This is a genomic window from Thermomicrobiales bacterium, from assembly GCA_041390825.1.
Taxonomy (GTDB): Bacteria; Chloroflexota; Chloroflexia; order Thermomicrobiales; family UBA6265; genus JAMLHN01.
On sequence record JAWKPF010000057.1, the window covers coordinates 1 to 15157 of the forward strand.

A 15157-nucleotide genomic window follows, 5' to 3' on the forward strand; every position below is an offset into this window, starting at 1 on the left:
CGATGCGGCCAAGATCGACGGGGCTTCTACGGTCAAGATACTTTGGCAAATCGTGGTTCCCAACATCAAGCCCGCGATAGCCGTGGTGACCATTCTCTCGTTTCTGGGCGCCTGGAACCAATACCTCTGGCCATTGCTCATCCTGAACGATTTCGAAGCCAAGACGCTCTCGACCGGCATGCAGTTCTTTACGAACAATGTCGAGTCAGCACAAATGTGGGGACCGATGATGGTCACCGCTGCTGTGGCAATTATTCCCCCCTTCATCGTCTACCTGGTTGCGCAGAAACAGATCATCGAGACGTTCGTGAACTCGGGCATGAAGGGGTAGCATCAGCGTCGGCTGGCGCGACTTTTTCCTACCAGTTCGTGAACGAGCCGTCCAGACGGTGAAGATGGGGGATCTCAGTCAGCTGGAATGGATGCGCCAGCGCGGCCTCACGGTCGAACTCGATGCCGAGTCCCGGACGGTCCGGCGGGAGGAGGTGGCCGTTTTCCCACGGAATCTGCACAGGGACAACGTCGGTCAACATGGTGCCGGGCATGCGCGGCTGCTCCTGAACCGCGAAGTTCGAGGTGGCCAAATTCAGTTGCAAACAGGCGGCCGACGACACGGGCCCGAGCGGGTTGTGGACTGCCAGCGGGATGTAATGGGTTTCGCACCAACCCGCGATCTTGCGTGACTCGGTGAACCCGCCGGCAAGGCAGAGATCGATGCGGGCGAAATCGATCAGGTCTTCCTCGATGATCTGACGGAACTGCCATTTGGAGGTGAATTGCTCTCCGGCAGCAATGGGCACATTCGTGCCCGCGCGGACCGCGCGCAGGGCCTGCATGCTCTCGGCGCGCACCGGGTCTTCGATGAAGAACGGCCGGAACTGCTCCAGTTCGTTGCACAGATAGACCGAGTCACGCTGATCGAGCCGTGTATGGATATCGAAGGTGATTTCGATCTCGTCTCCAACCGCGTCGCGTACGGCTGCGAACTGCTCAATCGCCGTCTTCATGGCGTCGCGCGGCTCGTGCACATCACCGTCCGACGGGAGTCCAAAGCGCACGAACTTCCAGCCGACCTCGCAGGTTTCCAGGCACGACTCGACCAGCGCGGAGGTGCTGGGATCGTGGGAGCCGTTGTGCGGATAGGCGATCACCTTGTCCCGCACGAGGCCGCCCAGCAGTTCGTAGACTGGCACATTCAGGGCTTTCCCTTTGATGTCCCAGAGCGCAATATCGATTGCCGACAGTGCTGCCGCTACCGCGCCCTCAGCGGGGAAGAATCCGCCACGCGAGAGCGTCTGCCACAGGTGTTCGATGCGAAACGGATCCTGGCCGATCAGCAACGGTTTGAAATGCTCGATCGTGCCGGTGACGGCCAGCTCGCGGCCAGTCAGGCCCGATTCGCCGACGCCTGAGATGCCTTCGTCGGTGTCGATGACCACGAACAGGAAGTTCCGAAAGCCGCCCCACACGGGAAAGCAGGTGACATCGGTGATGCGCATATTGGGCCAGTCCTCTTCGTTTGCAATCAGTGCGTTGCTGCTTCAGGGTGTTCATGTCCCGCCTCGCGGAAAATCGCGAGGAGGATGAGGATGATCGCCATCCACACGGGCGCGTATGGGAGCCAGGCCGATCCCACCACGAGCAACGCCGCGACCGGAGTCGCCAGCCGGCGAAGGGAGGTCCGGGCTTCGGTAAGATCGTGGAAACCCCAGAGACTGAGCAAGAAGATGGCGAGGGGGACTGCCATCGCGAGATGGGATTGTGTGCGGGTCAATTCGGAATGGTCGGTCGCGTAGTCGATGCACACCGCAATGCCCGCCCCGGTTGCCGCGATCGCGCCCCAAAGAAGGGCGTGCCCATATCCCCAGACGAACGTCTTGCGCAATCGTGTAAGGATGTCGGGCGCGTTGTAGTCGAAGTAGACCCACCACATCATGTAAAGGGAGGCGATGGCGCCCACCGCGATGGCGGCGCGCTCGCCGTCGAATGTGCGCGTGTCGACGACCGCCTGGATCGCGAGCGATGCCGACAGGACCGCTTCGCCAAGGACGATGATGGTGAACAGACCGTAGCGCTCGATGATGTGATGCGGATGCCAGGTGGTGGGCGCCGACCGTTCTGCCCAGATAGGAACGATGAGCTCGAGAATTGCCAGGACGATCAAGACTGGCCAGGAGAACGAGTCCCGCACGAATCCGAACCAAACCCATCCGATTTGCACCAGCGTGATGCCAATGGCGTAGCGCAGCGCGGTGGATCTGCGTTCGAGGTCGGAACGGGCAACACGTAACCACTGCCCAACGAGAGCAAGACGCATGATGACGTAACCGGCGATGCAGATCCGGAAGTCCTGCTCCGAGAACGCTCTGGGGATCCCGGCCGCGAGGACCAGCGCGCCGGTCATCTGGATCAGCACCATGATCCGATAGGGGATATCGTCGACATCGTAGGCGCTTGCAAACCAGGTGAAGTTCAGCCAGGCGAGCCAGATGGCGAAGAAGATCGGAAGAAAGCTCAGGATTCCGTGACGAATGTGGTTTTCGGAAATGTCGTGGTGAAGAGCTGATGCGGCGAAGTTGACGGCGACGACAAAGACCAGATCGAAGAAGAGCTCCAGCGGCGTCGATACCCGGTGCGCTTCCGAAGGCGAGCGCGGCGCCATCCTCTTGATCCACCTGCTCATGCGGCGGCGGCCCTCCTGATTCCTGTGTGTTGGGCGTCGTCGAGCGTTCCACGGTCCCGCACGTTGCTCACGATCACAGGGAAGCATATCCGGTTCCGGGCGACGGTTGGTTCGCTGGTATGCTCCCGATATTGGTGCTTCAACCGTTCGCACTCTGTATGAAGGACAAAGGACCGCGCATGAAATTGGTCATCGCCACCGAAGAGGGCGACGCGTATTTTGGGTTGCTGGACGCGATCTCCAATCTCGAGATCGTCCGGGTCGGATCCAGGGATGAGTTGCTGCAGGAGATCGGCGACGCCGATGTGCTCTATGGCCGTCCCGATGCTGAGGTGCTGGCGGCAGCGAAGCAGCTCAGGCTGGTCCAGTCGCAGAGCGCGGGTGTCGATTTCCTGATGAACTTTCCTGAGCTGGTCGAAAGCGACGTCGTCCTCTCGAACACGCGTGGCGCGCACGCGCCGTCGATTGCCGAGCACGCGTTCGCGCTGTTGCTGGCCTTGACCCGCAAGATACCGGCTTCGCTCGACTATCAGCACAAGCACCAGTGGCGGTGGGACGGTTCGTATCGTGAGCCTCGCGAGATCATGGGCAGCACGATCGGCATTCTGGGCTACGGGCAAATCGGGCGGGCAATCGCGCAGCGCGCTTCCGGCTTCGAGGTCGAGATGCTTGCGGTCGACGTGCATCCGGGAGGCGGCGATCGCTTTGTCGATGCTGTCTGGCCGGTGGACAAGCTGCACGACATGCTGGCCATGTCCGACATTCTGATGGTGGCAGCGCCACTGACCCGGGAGACGCATCACATGTTGGGCGCCAAGGAATTTGCCGCCATGCCGAAGAACTCGATCGTGATTGCCGTTTCCCGCGGGGGAATCATCGACGAACCTGCTCTGGCGGAGGCGTTGGCGTCGGGGCACGTGTGGGGCGCTGGACTCGATGTGAATGAGGTGGAACCGGTTCCGGCAGACAGTCCATTCTGGGACATGCCGAATGTGGTGATGAGTCACCATCTCGCCGGCTCGTCCTGGCAAAAGGAACGCCGCTGCGTCGAGATTCTGGTGGAAAACGTGCGCCGCTTGCAGGACGGGGTCGAACTGATCAACGTGGTGGACAAGCGGGCCGGGTATTAGGGCGAATCGAGAAACGATCGACGGGGGGACAGCCGGTGGAACGCACGAATTCGTTGCGCGTCCGCTATACGCGGGGCGACGCAATCGAGAGTGAGCACGAGGCGGCTATTGCGGTGGCGGACAGCCAGGGGAGGCTGGTGGCTGCCGCGGGAGATCCTGATCTCTTCGCCTATTTTCGGTCGTCCGCGAAACCGTTCCAGGCGATTCCGCTCGTCGAGAGCGGCGCGGCGGACGCGTTCGGATTCACCGCATCTGAACTGGCATTCTGTTGCTCGTCGCACTATGGCGAAGCCGGTCAACAACAGTCTGTCGTGACAATGCTCGAGAAGGTTGGAGCGGAGCCGGGGCTGCTGCAGTGCGGCGCGGCTCCACCGCTCGACGGGGCGGAGCTCGCGCGTTTGTCGCTTGGCCTCGTCGACGCGACCCCACTACAGAACTGTTGCTCTGGCAAGCACGCGGGCATGTTGGCGACCTGCCTGTATCTCGGCTACCCGACCGAATCGTATCTGTCGCCGGAGCACCCGCTCCAACGGCAAATCCTCGAAATCGTGGCAGACGCGATGCAGGTCGATCCTGCTGCGGTGTCCTTGGCCGTGGACGGATGCAGTGTCCCGACGTTTGGCGCTCGATTGACCGACTTCGCGCGGGCCTACGCAGCGCTCGCGGCTCCGGCGCAATCGCCTTCTGCCCGGATGCGAACGCACGAATCCGCGATCGCTCGACTGCTTGGAGCGATGGCTGCGTATCCGGAGAATATTGCCGGTCCTGGTTCGATCGACACCGAGTTGATGCGCCTGTCGAACGGATCCGTCGTTGCGAAGATCGGGGCAGAAGGTCTCCTCTGCCTGGCCGTTCCTGCGCATGAGCTCGGGATCGCGATTCGCATATACGATGGGTCGTACCGGGGCTTGAATGTGCTGGCCGTATCGGTGCTGGAGCAACTCGGCCTGGTCGAGCCGACCGTGTTAGCGGCGATGAGATCGGAGTTGGTCCAGCCGGTGACCAATGCGAACGGCTGGACCGTCGGAGAGGTGCGAACGAACCTCGTGTTGGAACGCGCGGCCGTGGCGGACGCGATCAGCGCCTGACTCGACCACGGCGGCAGGCTGGTCGCCTGCTAGCTCCTGGACGGTTGCGGCGCTGGCGCCCACGTGTCGACACGCTCGGCCGCGATGCGGAGCGCCATCGTCAGTTCGTCCTCGCCTGGCATGGACGGCCATGATCGAATCATTCCCTGATTGGCAGGCGATCCCGGACTGCGTGTGGAGTGGACGTTGCCGACGATTGCCGTCTCACCGCTCGGGCGAATGACCACGGCAACGGTGCGAACGGCATCGCCCGACTGCCAGATCATCGAGCTCACGGAGCTGCCCTGACCGCGGTCGATGCGGGTGTCGGTCTTGACTGGCCAACCGGCAGCCACACGGGTGATCGCGCTGCCGACCGTTTTCTCGTTGCCGGCAAGTTTGTTCGCGTCGATCCGCTCGACCTTCCGCACTGCCTGCTCGCCTCCGCTGCCAAAACCCATGCGCAAGCTCGAGCCATCGGGAAGTCCGGTCAACTCGGCGATCCGATTGCGCACCCGCGTGTTCTTCATTCCCCACCAGCCGACCGCGATGAACGCCACTTGCACGATGACGATGATGGCGGTGAGCCAGGGAACGCCGCTGCGGTACATCTGCGACCAGTCGCCGGAGATGTTCAACAGCAAGTCCATGGCCGGGTAGAAGACCAGCGCGTTGATACCGGAGATGAAGACGAACTGCAACAGCAGCTCGTTCCAGGGAGCGCGCAACGGCGGCTTCTTGAGGAAGACCACTGCCAACGCGATCACGATCAGCACCAGATTGACGAATGTTCCGGCGAACGCGATCAGCGTCTGTTGCACATCCGAGAAACCGGTGGGGTTGTACGAGACATACCCGGAGAAGAAGTAGAAGCCGAAATCGAGCACCTGGCCGCCCATTGCCCAAATGGCAGCGGCGTGGCCAAGCTCATGCAACGCGACGGAAACCGGAAGCAAGATGAAGAATGCGGCCTGACCGAGCATCGACCGGTCGTATGGTGTGAAGTCGTTGTCGAAGATTGCTTTCCGGCGCGGGATGAACTGAAAAAGAAAACGAACGCCGACAAAGATGTAGAAGAGCGAAAGCAGCCCGAAACCGCCCAGGGGCATCGAAGTCGAATCCTTTTGGGCGCCTGAGGGCGCTCGATGGGCGGCGTCAGGAACGCGCGCGAACCAGGCTCCGCGTTCGGATCTGCAGGCGCTGAGCCAGCCAGATTGCGCTGAGCGTGGTGATGATACCGCCCAACAGGATCGAGATGGATGTGTTGGTCGCGTTGGCAACCGCTCCCGCCAGCAACGCGCCCAACGGCGCGACCCCAGTCGAGACCATGATGTAGACGCTCATCACTCGGCCGCGCAGCTCGTCCGGCGCGGTGGATTGGACAACGGTATTGGCCATAGCCATGGTGGACGTGAGCCCAAAGCCAACTACCGCGCTGATGACCATGGCGAGGATCAGCTTGGGCGCAATCTCGGTCGCGAGCCCGAGCGTAATCTCCCCAAGACCGAGCACCAGCCCGGTGGCAAGCATGCGCTCGACGCTTGCTCCCTTGCTCCGAAACGCGAGCGCAAGGGCGCCCACCAACGCTCCCACACCAAGCGACGACATGAGCAACCCGAAGCCACCCGGCCCAGTGTCGATCTCTTGCTTGGCGAGCAAGGGCATCCAGACGTTGAAATTGATTCCGAAAACGCCGACCAATCCGGCAAAGACGACCAGGTAGCCAATGACGGGTGTGGCGCGGACGTAAGCCAGCCCATCGCGCAGTGACTCCAACGGGTTGCGCCTGCGCACTGCCTGAGCGACTGGCGAGACGTGCATCATCAGCAGGCTACCGATCACCGCCAGGTAGCTGAGCGCGTCGATGAAGAAGCAGATGGCGACTCCGAACGCCCCCAGGACGAGTCCGGCGAGCGCCGGTCCCACCAACCGCCCCATGTTGAAAAGCGTGGAGTTGAGCGCGATGGCGTTCGGCAAATCGGCCTTGTCGCCCACCATCTCAGAAACGAACGCTTGCCGCGCCGGCATGTCGAACGAGTTGTTGATCCCCACGATGAGCGCCAGCAGATAGACGTGCCAAAGATCGATATGGTCGCTCCAGATCAGAATGGCAAGCGTCAGTGAGCAGAGCGCGGCGATCGACTGGGTGACGACGAGTAGACCGCGTTTCGGGACCCGGTCGGCCAGCACTCCGGCGAACAGTCCGAAGACCAGCGTCGGCGCGAACTGGAGCACGTTGACCAGCGCAAGATCGATAGCGGAGGTGGTGAGCGAAAGCACCAGCCAGGACATTGCCAGGCTTTGCATCCAGGTTCCGGTGACGGAGACCGCCTGGCCGAAGAAGTAAAGGCGGTAGTTGCGATGCTTGAGAGCGCTGAAGCCGTTCGGTAGCGTGAGGTTGCGGAGTGAGAATCTGGCGACGCGGTTGTTGGGTTGCGGTCGCATCGGCGCAGACCAATCATGGATAGGGATTCCTGGGAGGAACCGGGCTACGGAGCGGTTCTCATTCTCTCATGGGTTGTGTCGGAGGCTCGATTCGATATGCCGAAGCATAGTGTGTATCGGAAAGCGATCTGGAGCGAATCTGGGTTATCGAGAGGCGCTCGAGATGGTCAATCCCAATGCCGCTGCTGCATCGACCCCGTCCTCGACTGGCAGCACGTGCGCAAAGCCGAGATCGAGGCTGGCCAGGAGATCGTCATCGATCTGGATCGCGCTGGCCGGAGACGGTGAATCGAGACCGCTGCGTTGCAGCAAGGCAGTCAGGGCAGCTGGGGAGGGCGAAGTCTCTGTCGAGGTGCTGGCAGAAACGCGCGGTGAGTTCGACACATAGTCCACGAAGGAGTTGGCCGAGACCGGGAGTCCCGGGAAAACGTCGCTGCCCGATCCCGCGGCCAGTCGGAGTCCGAATTCGGACGATTGCGGGACTCCGGGATCGAATGGTTGCGAGTTGAGCAGGGCCAGCAGATCGCGATTGCGGGTGATGGTCCCCCAGGTGGCGCTCTCGGCAAGCGTGGGGTCGCTGGCAACCAGATCGGCCCACAGGACCGACGACAACGCCGCCGCGATGACCGCCTGCGCTGCGCATGTTTCCGAGGATTCCAGCAACAGTCCTTCGGCGATGGCCGTTGCCAACAGCTCGGGCCGTTCACCATCGAGCATCGAGTTGATCCACACGACCGGCGATTCGCCCCAGCCGGCGCTTTCCCAAACCGCCGGCACCGCGTGCGGAAGCGCGCGGTAGGCGATGCGTACCGGCGCGCCGCCACCGTTCGCACCGACCAACGCAGAATCGAGCAGCGGACGCCATCCCGGTGAGCGAGCGAGCATCAGCAGGCCCGCGCGCAGGACAGGATCTGGCACCAGCGTTTTCTCCGCACCGCTGTCGAACAGCGCGACCGCTTCGCTGATCGTTTCGGAATCGACGCCAGCGCCGAGTAGCGACTCTCGGAGCGCGGCCCGGGCGAACTCGATATCGAGCGGATCGCGCGTCGGATGCATCGAGCGAAGATCGAACAGCGCGGGATCAGAGGGCAAGAACGGCCTGTCCGCGATCAGGTCGGCCGATGGAGCCAAGTCACCCACGCCGATGCCGGCTGGCGCGGTGGGCGCCAACGAAAGTCCCAGGTCGACCGCGATCGCGCGTACTTTGCGCGGCGTCAGCACGAGACCAATTCCCTCGTCGATCGTTGCAATGACCTCTTCTGAAAAGCGGCTGGTAGACGCCAGTGCCGCGCTCTCGGGAAAGCGTCCCAGAAGCGCTTCCAGCACCGCGCCGCCGCTGCTTCCACCGGTGGGAAGTTGCGCATACCAGGAGTCGCTTGCGATGCCGGCGCGCACGCTATCCGCGTCGAACGCTTCCAGTCCGGGCCCAACATAGGCGTCGCCGTCGAGCGACGTCACCACGCCGACATAGCCGGCGCCGCGGCGTCCGACCGAGTTCATCAACGCGAAGAGCTGGACATTGTTGTAGGCTGCCAGCTCGGTGCCCGTGTTCGCGGCCGGCGGGTCGACAATGAGCACTTCCGCGTACGTGAGGCTGTCCAGCAGGCCAGCGATGATCTCTTCTTCGAAGGAGTTCTCGACACCGTCGTGCATCGATTCATGCACCAGCACCGGAATGAGCTGCTGGGGCGTTTCGTTCCGGTATCGGTCGCTGAGCAGCAAGCGCGGCGCGCCAGTGGAATAGGCAACCTGGAGCGTGGCGATGGCCGCACCGAATTCGAGCGGGCGGAAATCGACCGTCTCGAACGCCAGACCCGATTCGTTGGCGCCCCCGAGGATCGCGTCGATGGTCGCTCGATATGGATCCCAATCGGTCAGCATCAGCAGCGCCGCCCGCAGATTCGGAGCGGGAATGACAGCTACGATGGCCGGATCGTCGAATTGCGCAAGCGCAGCGGAGATTCGCGGCGCGGGAAGGGTTCGCAGCTGGAGAAAGTGCTCCAATGCCGCGCGCCCAGCGTCCTCGGTAAAGGGCGTTTCGGCCATATGGTCGAACTCGAACGCCGGGCTGAGATGATCGGGCAGCACGAATGGCCGCGAGCGCATCATTTCGGCGGCCGACATATCCATCGTGACCGGCTCGAGCATGCGGCCAGCGGTCTCGGAATCGGATTGCGCGTTTGCCTGGAGATGCGGGATGGCAACCAGCGCCAGAACCAGCAGCAGGCGGATGAGCCGTTTCATGTGAGCGACTCTCGTGGAAGATCGGGGGCGTTCGACCATTCTGCCCAGCCCCGGTCGTAGCTGAGGACATTGGTGAAACCAGCGTTCCGGAGCGCCAGCCAGGAAAGCGCGGTGTCGGATCCGAATCGTCCATAGACGACGGTCTCCTGCGCGGGATCGAGGCCGAGGTCGTTCGTGTGCTCGCGAAGCAGCTCAGGGGCCTTCAACCGGCCGTTGTCGTCGAGCGCGTCGTCCCAGGGAAACCTGATCGAACCGGGGATTTGCCCCGGCGGCATCTGGCCGTCGAGGTCATCTACCCGCTCGGCGTCGGTTCGAATGTCGATCAGTTGCAGCGTTCGATTGTTCAGCCGGTTCAGCAGTTGCTCCGTCACCAGGTAGAAGCCGGTTTGCGGATCGACCTTCGGCGACGTAGAGGTGCTCGATGCTGCGACGATCTCGAACCGATCTGCATCCCAATCGGCAAACGCGGCATTCAGCAGCGCAGCGCGAGCGAATCCCAGGAAGCGGAGGAACCAAACCATTCTCGCCGCGTGGAATCCGTCTGCGTCGTCGTATACGACAACATCATCGCCAGTGAAGAGACCGAGCGAATCGAGCACGCGCTGGCGATGCGCCTCTTCGTCGCCCTGGGTCAAGACCGCGCCAAAGACGGGGTAGTTGGGATCGACGGTATCTCGCCACCAGGCATGGGTGGCCGACGCGATATGCCGGTCGCGGTAGACGTGAAGCGGAGAGACATCGATCAGCCTCAGGTCAGCCCGTGATGCGCGCTCGCGCACCCAATCGAGATCGACGACGAACGGCATCGCCTCCTTCTGAGCCTGGATGCGGTTGCCAGCGGCGAGGAAGAGACCGGTTCCTGCGATGGTGGCCAGAAGGTTGCGGCGAGAGATGGGTTCGAGGTTCATACTGCGCGTCATGATCACAGACGAAGTGTAGTCTGGTGTCGAAATGCGGGACGCGCAGGCTCCGGGTGATCTTCGGCTCCCCGTCCGATTGTCCGCAAGGATGCGCGTTCGACTCGTGAAGGTGGCAACATGGGCTTGGTGGTCGATCCGGAGGCAGTAGTTCCGGGTTGGGGATTTGGAACGGGCGTCGATGACTTTGGGCTGATCTCGGCGGTCGCGACAGATTCGGATGGCGGCGTCTACATACTCAGCCGGGTGCCCAAGGGGATCATGCACCGATTCGACGCGGATGGAACCTGGCTGGGAGACTGGGAGTTTCCATTTCTTGCCCCGCACGGGCTCTGGATTGGTCCGGACGATCGGGTCTTTGTCACCGACACGGGCGAGCATGTCGTGCGCATCTTCGACCGGCATGGCAACCTGATGCAGACCATTGGCTCGCCTGGAGTGATTGGCGCGCCCGGCACGCCATTCAACATGCCAACCCGGGCGGTGCAGGGTCCATCGGGCGACATCTATGTTTCCGATGGATATGGGCAGAACTGGGTGCATCGTTTCAGCCCCGACGGCAAGTTGCGTGCTTCCTGGGGTGGTGACGGGTCGGAGCCCGGCCGGTTTCAGACGCCGCATAGTATCTGGGTGGATGCGGACGAGCGCGTCTACGTGGTCGATCGCGCGAATGGCCGTGTACAGGTTTTCGACGACCAGGGCGCTGTGCTCGCGATCTGGGACGGATTCAGCTTTCCGCATGACATCTTCCAGACAAGGAGCGGAACCTTCATCGTCACCGATTGCGCGACCCGCGACGACGATTCGCGCCCCTATCACGAGCAACTTCCAGCGCATCCGCTGGTCGAGCTGAACGCTGGTGGCGAGCGGATCGGTACCACGGGCGCCAGTGGGATCGGTCCAGGAGAATTTCCTGATTGCCCCCATTCGCTCTGGATCTCGCCATCGGGCGACGTCTATGTCACCGAGGTCGTCAGCCACAATCGCTTGCAGACGTTTCGCCAGCGAGACTGAACGCGAAGAACGGCGAAGCGGCTCCGCCCCGCTCCGCCGTTCAGTTTTCGACAGCGATGGAATTCCCCGTCACCGCTGTTCCCAGGTGATTACGATTCGATGAGCTGGTAAACGACCGTGACGTCCACTTCGATGGTGGTCGTTCCCACCTGAATGGGAGCGGGCGCAACAGATTCTGCTGCCATGCCAGCGCCGCCCTTGCCATAGATCGGACCCGAGCTGTAGCCCTCGGTGATCGAAACCACGGGACCGAGCGTCATGCCAGCGGCGGCGGCGAGCTCCTGGGCGCGCTTGTTGGCGTCCTGGACCGCGAGCGCACGGGCATCGCTGGTTGCCTGGGATGAATCCTCGAGATAGAAGCTCACGCCGTAGACCGTGTTTGCGCCAGCGGCGACCGCGCCATCGAGCACGGGGCCGACATTGTCGATATCCCGCACGACCACATTGACCATGTTCTGCACCTGGAAGTTGGAGACTTCCGAGGGATTGCCGTTGCTGTCGTAGTTCTGCACGACCGACACGTAGTAGCTCGAGGTTTGAATGTCCTTCTCTTCCACGCCGGCAGCGGTGAGCGCGGAAATGACCGCCTGCATCTGGGTCGACGCCTGGTTCTGCGCGTCGGCAAGGGTCGGTTGGGTCACGGTGACGCCAAGCTGGACCGACGCAGTGTCAGGCGTGGTTGTCACGATCCCAATGCCACTGACGGAGACCGTGGCCTGAGTCGATGCAGCAGCTGGAGTGGCGTCCTGCGCGGATACCGGGTGCGACGCGGCGAACAGGGTGGTGGCCATCAGGGCAACCGCCCCGACCGAGGCGAGTTTGCGCAACGAAAGTCCCTGAGCGTTCAAGCAGTTTCTCCTACGGCCGCCAAACCGGCCTCTCACTATTGGGCATTCCGTCCGGGCGATTCCGGACTGGGGTTCCGCCTGTTGAGAGAACGTATGAATGGTGAAAAAGGTTCCGCGTCCGCTTGCAGCGACTGACCAATAGAGCGGTTCCTCAAAGAAGGGCCTGCCATCGCAAAGGCGCGTGACCTTGTTGCCCTCGCCGCGGCGAGGAGATCCCTCCACTCCGCCTCAGTCGGGATGACGGCATTCGCACGGCAGGCACGTGTTTCGGCAACCGCTAGTCCAGCGAGTCCACGCCGCGCCGCCCGAACCAGGTGACGATGAGCCAGATGAGGATCATCAGGAGGGCGAGCTCGGCGATCCGCCACCAGGAGAGCGTGAACTCGCTGCTCCATCCGTCGGAAGCGGGCGCAGGGGTTGCGGTGGGGGTGGCGGTAGCGGTCGCTTCCGGGGTCGGAGTAGGGGTTGCGGTTGGTTCGGCTGTGGGCGATGCAAGACCCGGTTCCATCGCAGCTGCTGGGGCGGCCGGCGCCTCTTGCATAGCGGAACTTGTGAACCCGTCTTCGACCGGTGCTGAATCGGCAGCGGATTCGCTCATCGACTCGCCATCCGGTTCATCGCTCGTTTCTGCGGCAGTTTGCGCGCCACCACCCGTGGCACTCTCCTGGAGCGCGCTGTCCGGCTCTGGCGCGGCGTTGCCGGCTGTTTCCACACGGCCCGAAGGCTCGGTTGCAGCGGTTTGGGGAGCCTCGAACGTGGGAGCAGGCACATCGGCTTCCTGCTTCACCGTGGTGGGTCCCATGCTCTCCTGCGCGATCTGGTTGGTCAGCACGTCGAATGCCGTTACGGAAATGAACAACAACGCTACGGCGATCGTTGCAGCCTTGATTGCTGGCACGCCGGGAAGCAGGCGTTCGGCAAACCGGTCGAGCCAGCTCTGTTTCGGCTCCGGCAGCCTTGCTTGCGCTGGTGTGAGCTGGAACGACCTGCGCGGCATGACACTCGGGGCTTGCCGGAGCGCGGAAACGGTGGCCAGCAGCGTCTGATAGCGCTCCTCGCAAGACGCGCATCCGGCGAGGTGGGCCTGGGCCTTGTCAGCGTCGCGTCCGGCCAACGTTCCATCCACCAGCTCGTTGAGCTCGGCATCGGTCAGGTGGTCTTGGGGGTGGTTCGCTTGGCGTTCGTTGGTCGGCATCGTCAGTCGCTTTCTCTGGTAGAAGAACGACCCGCCGTCAGGAGAAGTTCCCGCCCAGCGGGCGATGCGGTAATGAGATCGCGTAGCTTGGCCCGGCCGCGAAACAAGCGCGATTTCACGGTGCCGATGGAGATGGCCATGACTTCGGCTGCTTCGGCCAGCGGTAACCCCTGAATGTCGCACAACGTCACTGCCAACCGCTGCTCATCCGGGATCTGGGCGAGCGCGGCTTCGAGCATGCGGCCCAGGTCTCCGGTTTCGGCGAACCGCACCGGATCGACCGGATCGCTCTGGGTGCTCCAGTCTGGTTCGGTTTCGAACTCGGCGGCGTCGAGTGAGCCGGTCGGTTTGCGCCCTTTCGAACGCAAGACGTCGTAGCAGGTATTGGTGGCAATGCGCAGCAGCCAGGGCCGAACTGCGCCGCCCTTGAACGACTTGGCGTTGGTCCACGCTTTGATGAACGCGTCCTGACTCGCGTCTTCGGCTTCCGGCAGGGTGCCGAGCATGCGCCAGCAGAGGTTCAGCACCGAGCGCTCGTGCCGGGTCACGAGCTGATTGAAGGCGTCCAGGTCTCCCTTGGCAGCCGCAAAAATGAGCCGCTCATCCTGATCCCGTTCGGGATCGGTGGGCGGGTCGGCCTGCTTGCCGCGCCGGAAGACCATGCGTGCGTGACTAGCTCGGCGCCCAGGGACGCAGATCGAGCTTTTCGAGCACGGCGGGATTGGCCACCGTGCGTGGAAGCATGCCGCGCAACGCGCAAAGCGCGGCATTGAGCGTATCGATGCGCACCTGCACTTTGGACCGCTCGGAGTAGTAGGCGTCGTGCGGAGTCAGAATCACATTCGGCAGCGCATAGAGCGGAGAATCGGCTGGCAACGGCTCGGGTACGACGACATCGAGTCCTGCAGCGAAGAGGCGACCCTCGCTGAGCGCCGCGATGATGGCCTCTATATCCACGATGGCGCCCCGCGCGGTGTTGACCAGCACAGCAGTTGGCTTGACGCGCGCGAAGAACGCCGTGCCGATCATTCCGCGGGTCTCATCGGTGAGCGGGCAATGCAACGTGATGATGTCCGACCTTGCTGCCAGTTCGTCCAGTGATACGAGTTCGACCCCGGCCGTTGCGACCACCGCCGGGTCGAGATAGGGATCGTTGACGACAATGCGGGAGCCGAACGGCTTCACTCGCCTGCCCACCGCTTGCCCGATTCGCCCGAAGCCGACGATGCCAACGGTCAACTCGCGCAGCGGCGGCATGGGGCCTCGCAGGATTTCGCGAGTGTGATAGGAGCGATCGACCCAGGCGCCTTTGTGCAAGTCCTCGTTGGTGAAGACGATCTGCCGGTTGAGCGCAAGGATGAGCGCCATTGCATGATCGGCCACCTCATCGGTGCAGTAGTCGGGGCAGTGGCTCACCACGATGCCATGGTCGGTGGCGGCATCGAGGTCGACGTGGTCGATTCCGACCGACATGCGCGTGATGGCGCGGCAGCGGTCGAGGTTCTCGATGACGATGCGTGGCACGGCTTCGCGTGAGGAGACAACGAGCGAGTCGGCGTCCTTCGCCAGGGCAATGAGCTCGTCTGGCGAGTTCACGACGCCGCTGACCAGCTC

14 protein-coding genes are annotated in these 15157 nt (G+C 62.8%); 4 read left to right on the plus strand and 10 right to left on the minus strand.

The genetic code is table 11. The features are described 5' to 3' along the window. Window positions 1-331, plus strand: a 331-nt coding sequence (locus tag R2855_19220) for an ABC transporter permease subunit (GenBank protein MEZ4533133.1), incomplete at its 5' end; no start/stop codon positions are given. Window positions 332-359: 28 nt separating this feature from the next. On the opposite strand, the gene dgoD is transcribed toward R2855_19220, so the two are convergent. Together dgoD and R2855_19230 are read right to left on the minus strand one after the other, a co-directional pair. Then, the gene (gene dgoD / locus R2855_19225) at window positions 360-1499 is read right to left on the minus strand and encodes a galactonate dehydratase (protein MEZ4533134.1); all 1140 of its coding nucleotides are present in this window, start codon (window positions 1497-1499) and stop codon (window positions 360-362) included. A gap of 26 nt (window positions 1500-1525) precedes the next feature. Further along, window positions 1526-2683 carry a low temperature requirement protein A gene (locus tag R2855_19230; GenBank protein ID MEZ4533135.1) on the minus strand — a complete coding sequence of 386 codons (1158 nt, stop codon included), beginning with the start codon at window positions 2681-2683 and terminating at the stop codon, window positions 1526-1528. Between the two features lie 179 nt (window positions 2684-2862). On the opposite strand from R2855_19230, the gene R2855_19235 reads away from it, so the two are divergent. Next, window positions 2863-3813, plus strand: a complete 951-nt coding sequence (locus R2855_19235) for a D-2-hydroxyacid dehydrogenase (GenBank protein MEZ4533136.1) — start codon at window positions 2863-2865, stop codon at window positions 3811-3813. Window positions 3814-3848: 35 nt separating this feature from the next. Beyond that, window positions 3849-4901 (plus strand): asparaginase, encoded by a 1053-nt coding sequence (locus R2855_19240; protein MEZ4533137.1) that lies wholly within the window; start codon window positions 3849-3851, stop codon window positions 4899-4901. Window positions 4902-4930: 29 nt separating this feature from the next. On the opposite strand, the gene R2855_19245 is transcribed toward R2855_19240, so the two are convergent. The 4 genes from R2855_19245 to R2855_19260 all read right to left on the minus strand — a co-directional run bounded on the left by R2855_19245 (window position 4931) and on the right by R2855_19260 (window position 10477). Continuing rightward, window positions 4931-5989 carry a hypothetical protein gene (locus tag R2855_19245; GenBank protein MEZ4533138.1) on the minus strand — a complete coding sequence of 353 codons (1059 nt, stop codon included), beginning with the start codon at window positions 5987-5989 and terminating at the stop codon, window positions 4931-4933. Window positions 5990-6035: 46 nt separating this feature from the next. Then, window positions 6036-7325 carry an MFS transporter gene (locus R2855_19250; GenBank protein ID MEZ4533139.1) on the minus strand — a complete coding sequence of 430 codons (1290 nt, stop codon included), beginning with the start codon at window positions 7323-7325 and terminating at the stop codon, window positions 6036-6038. A gap of 144 nt (window positions 7326-7469) precedes the next feature. After that, window positions 7470-9569, minus strand: a complete 2100-nt coding sequence (locus R2855_19255) for a hypothetical protein (protein MEZ4533140.1) — start codon at window positions 9567-9569, stop codon at window positions 7470-7472. Next, entirely contained in the window at window positions 9566-10477 is a 912-nt protein-coding gene (locus R2855_19260; protein ID MEZ4533141.1) for a rhodanese-like domain-containing protein, read from the minus strand. Before R2855_19260 ends, R2855_19255 begins: the two co-directional genes overlap by 4 nt. Window positions 10478-10606: 129 nt before the next feature. Here R2855_19260 and R2855_19265 point away from each other — a divergent pair, with 129 nt between their 5' ends. Then, a complete protein-coding gene (locus R2855_19265; protein ID MEZ4533142.1) occupies window positions 10607-11500 on the plus strand; it encodes a hypothetical protein in 894 nt (297 codons plus the stop codon). A gap of 89 nt (window positions 11501-11589) precedes the next feature. Here the strand turns inward: R2855_19265 and R2855_19270 are convergent, their stop codons facing one another. The 4 genes from R2855_19270 to R2855_19285 all read right to left on the minus strand — a co-directional run. Beyond that, window positions 11590-12348 (minus strand): SIMPL domain-containing protein, encoded by a 759-nt coding sequence (locus R2855_19270; GenBank protein MEZ4533143.1) that lies wholly within the window; start codon window positions 12346-12348, stop codon window positions 11590-11592. 277 nt (window positions 12349-12625) lie between these two features. After that, window positions 12626-13543, minus strand: coding sequence for a zf-HC2 domain-containing protein (locus R2855_19275; GenBank protein ID MEZ4533144.1), 918 nt, complete (start codon window positions 13541-13543; stop codon window positions 12626-12628). A 2-nt stretch (window positions 13544-13545) separates the two neighbouring features. After that, the gene (locus R2855_19280) at window positions 13546-14205 is read right to left on the minus strand and encodes a sigma-70 family RNA polymerase sigma factor (protein ID MEZ4533145.1); all 660 of its coding nucleotides are present in this window, start codon (window positions 14203-14205) and stop codon (window positions 13546-13548) included. Between the two features lie 10 nt (window positions 14206-14215). Further along, a partial coding sequence (locus R2855_19285) for a C-terminal binding protein (GenBank protein ID MEZ4533146.1) occupies window positions 14216-15157 on the minus strand: 942 nt, incomplete at its 5' end.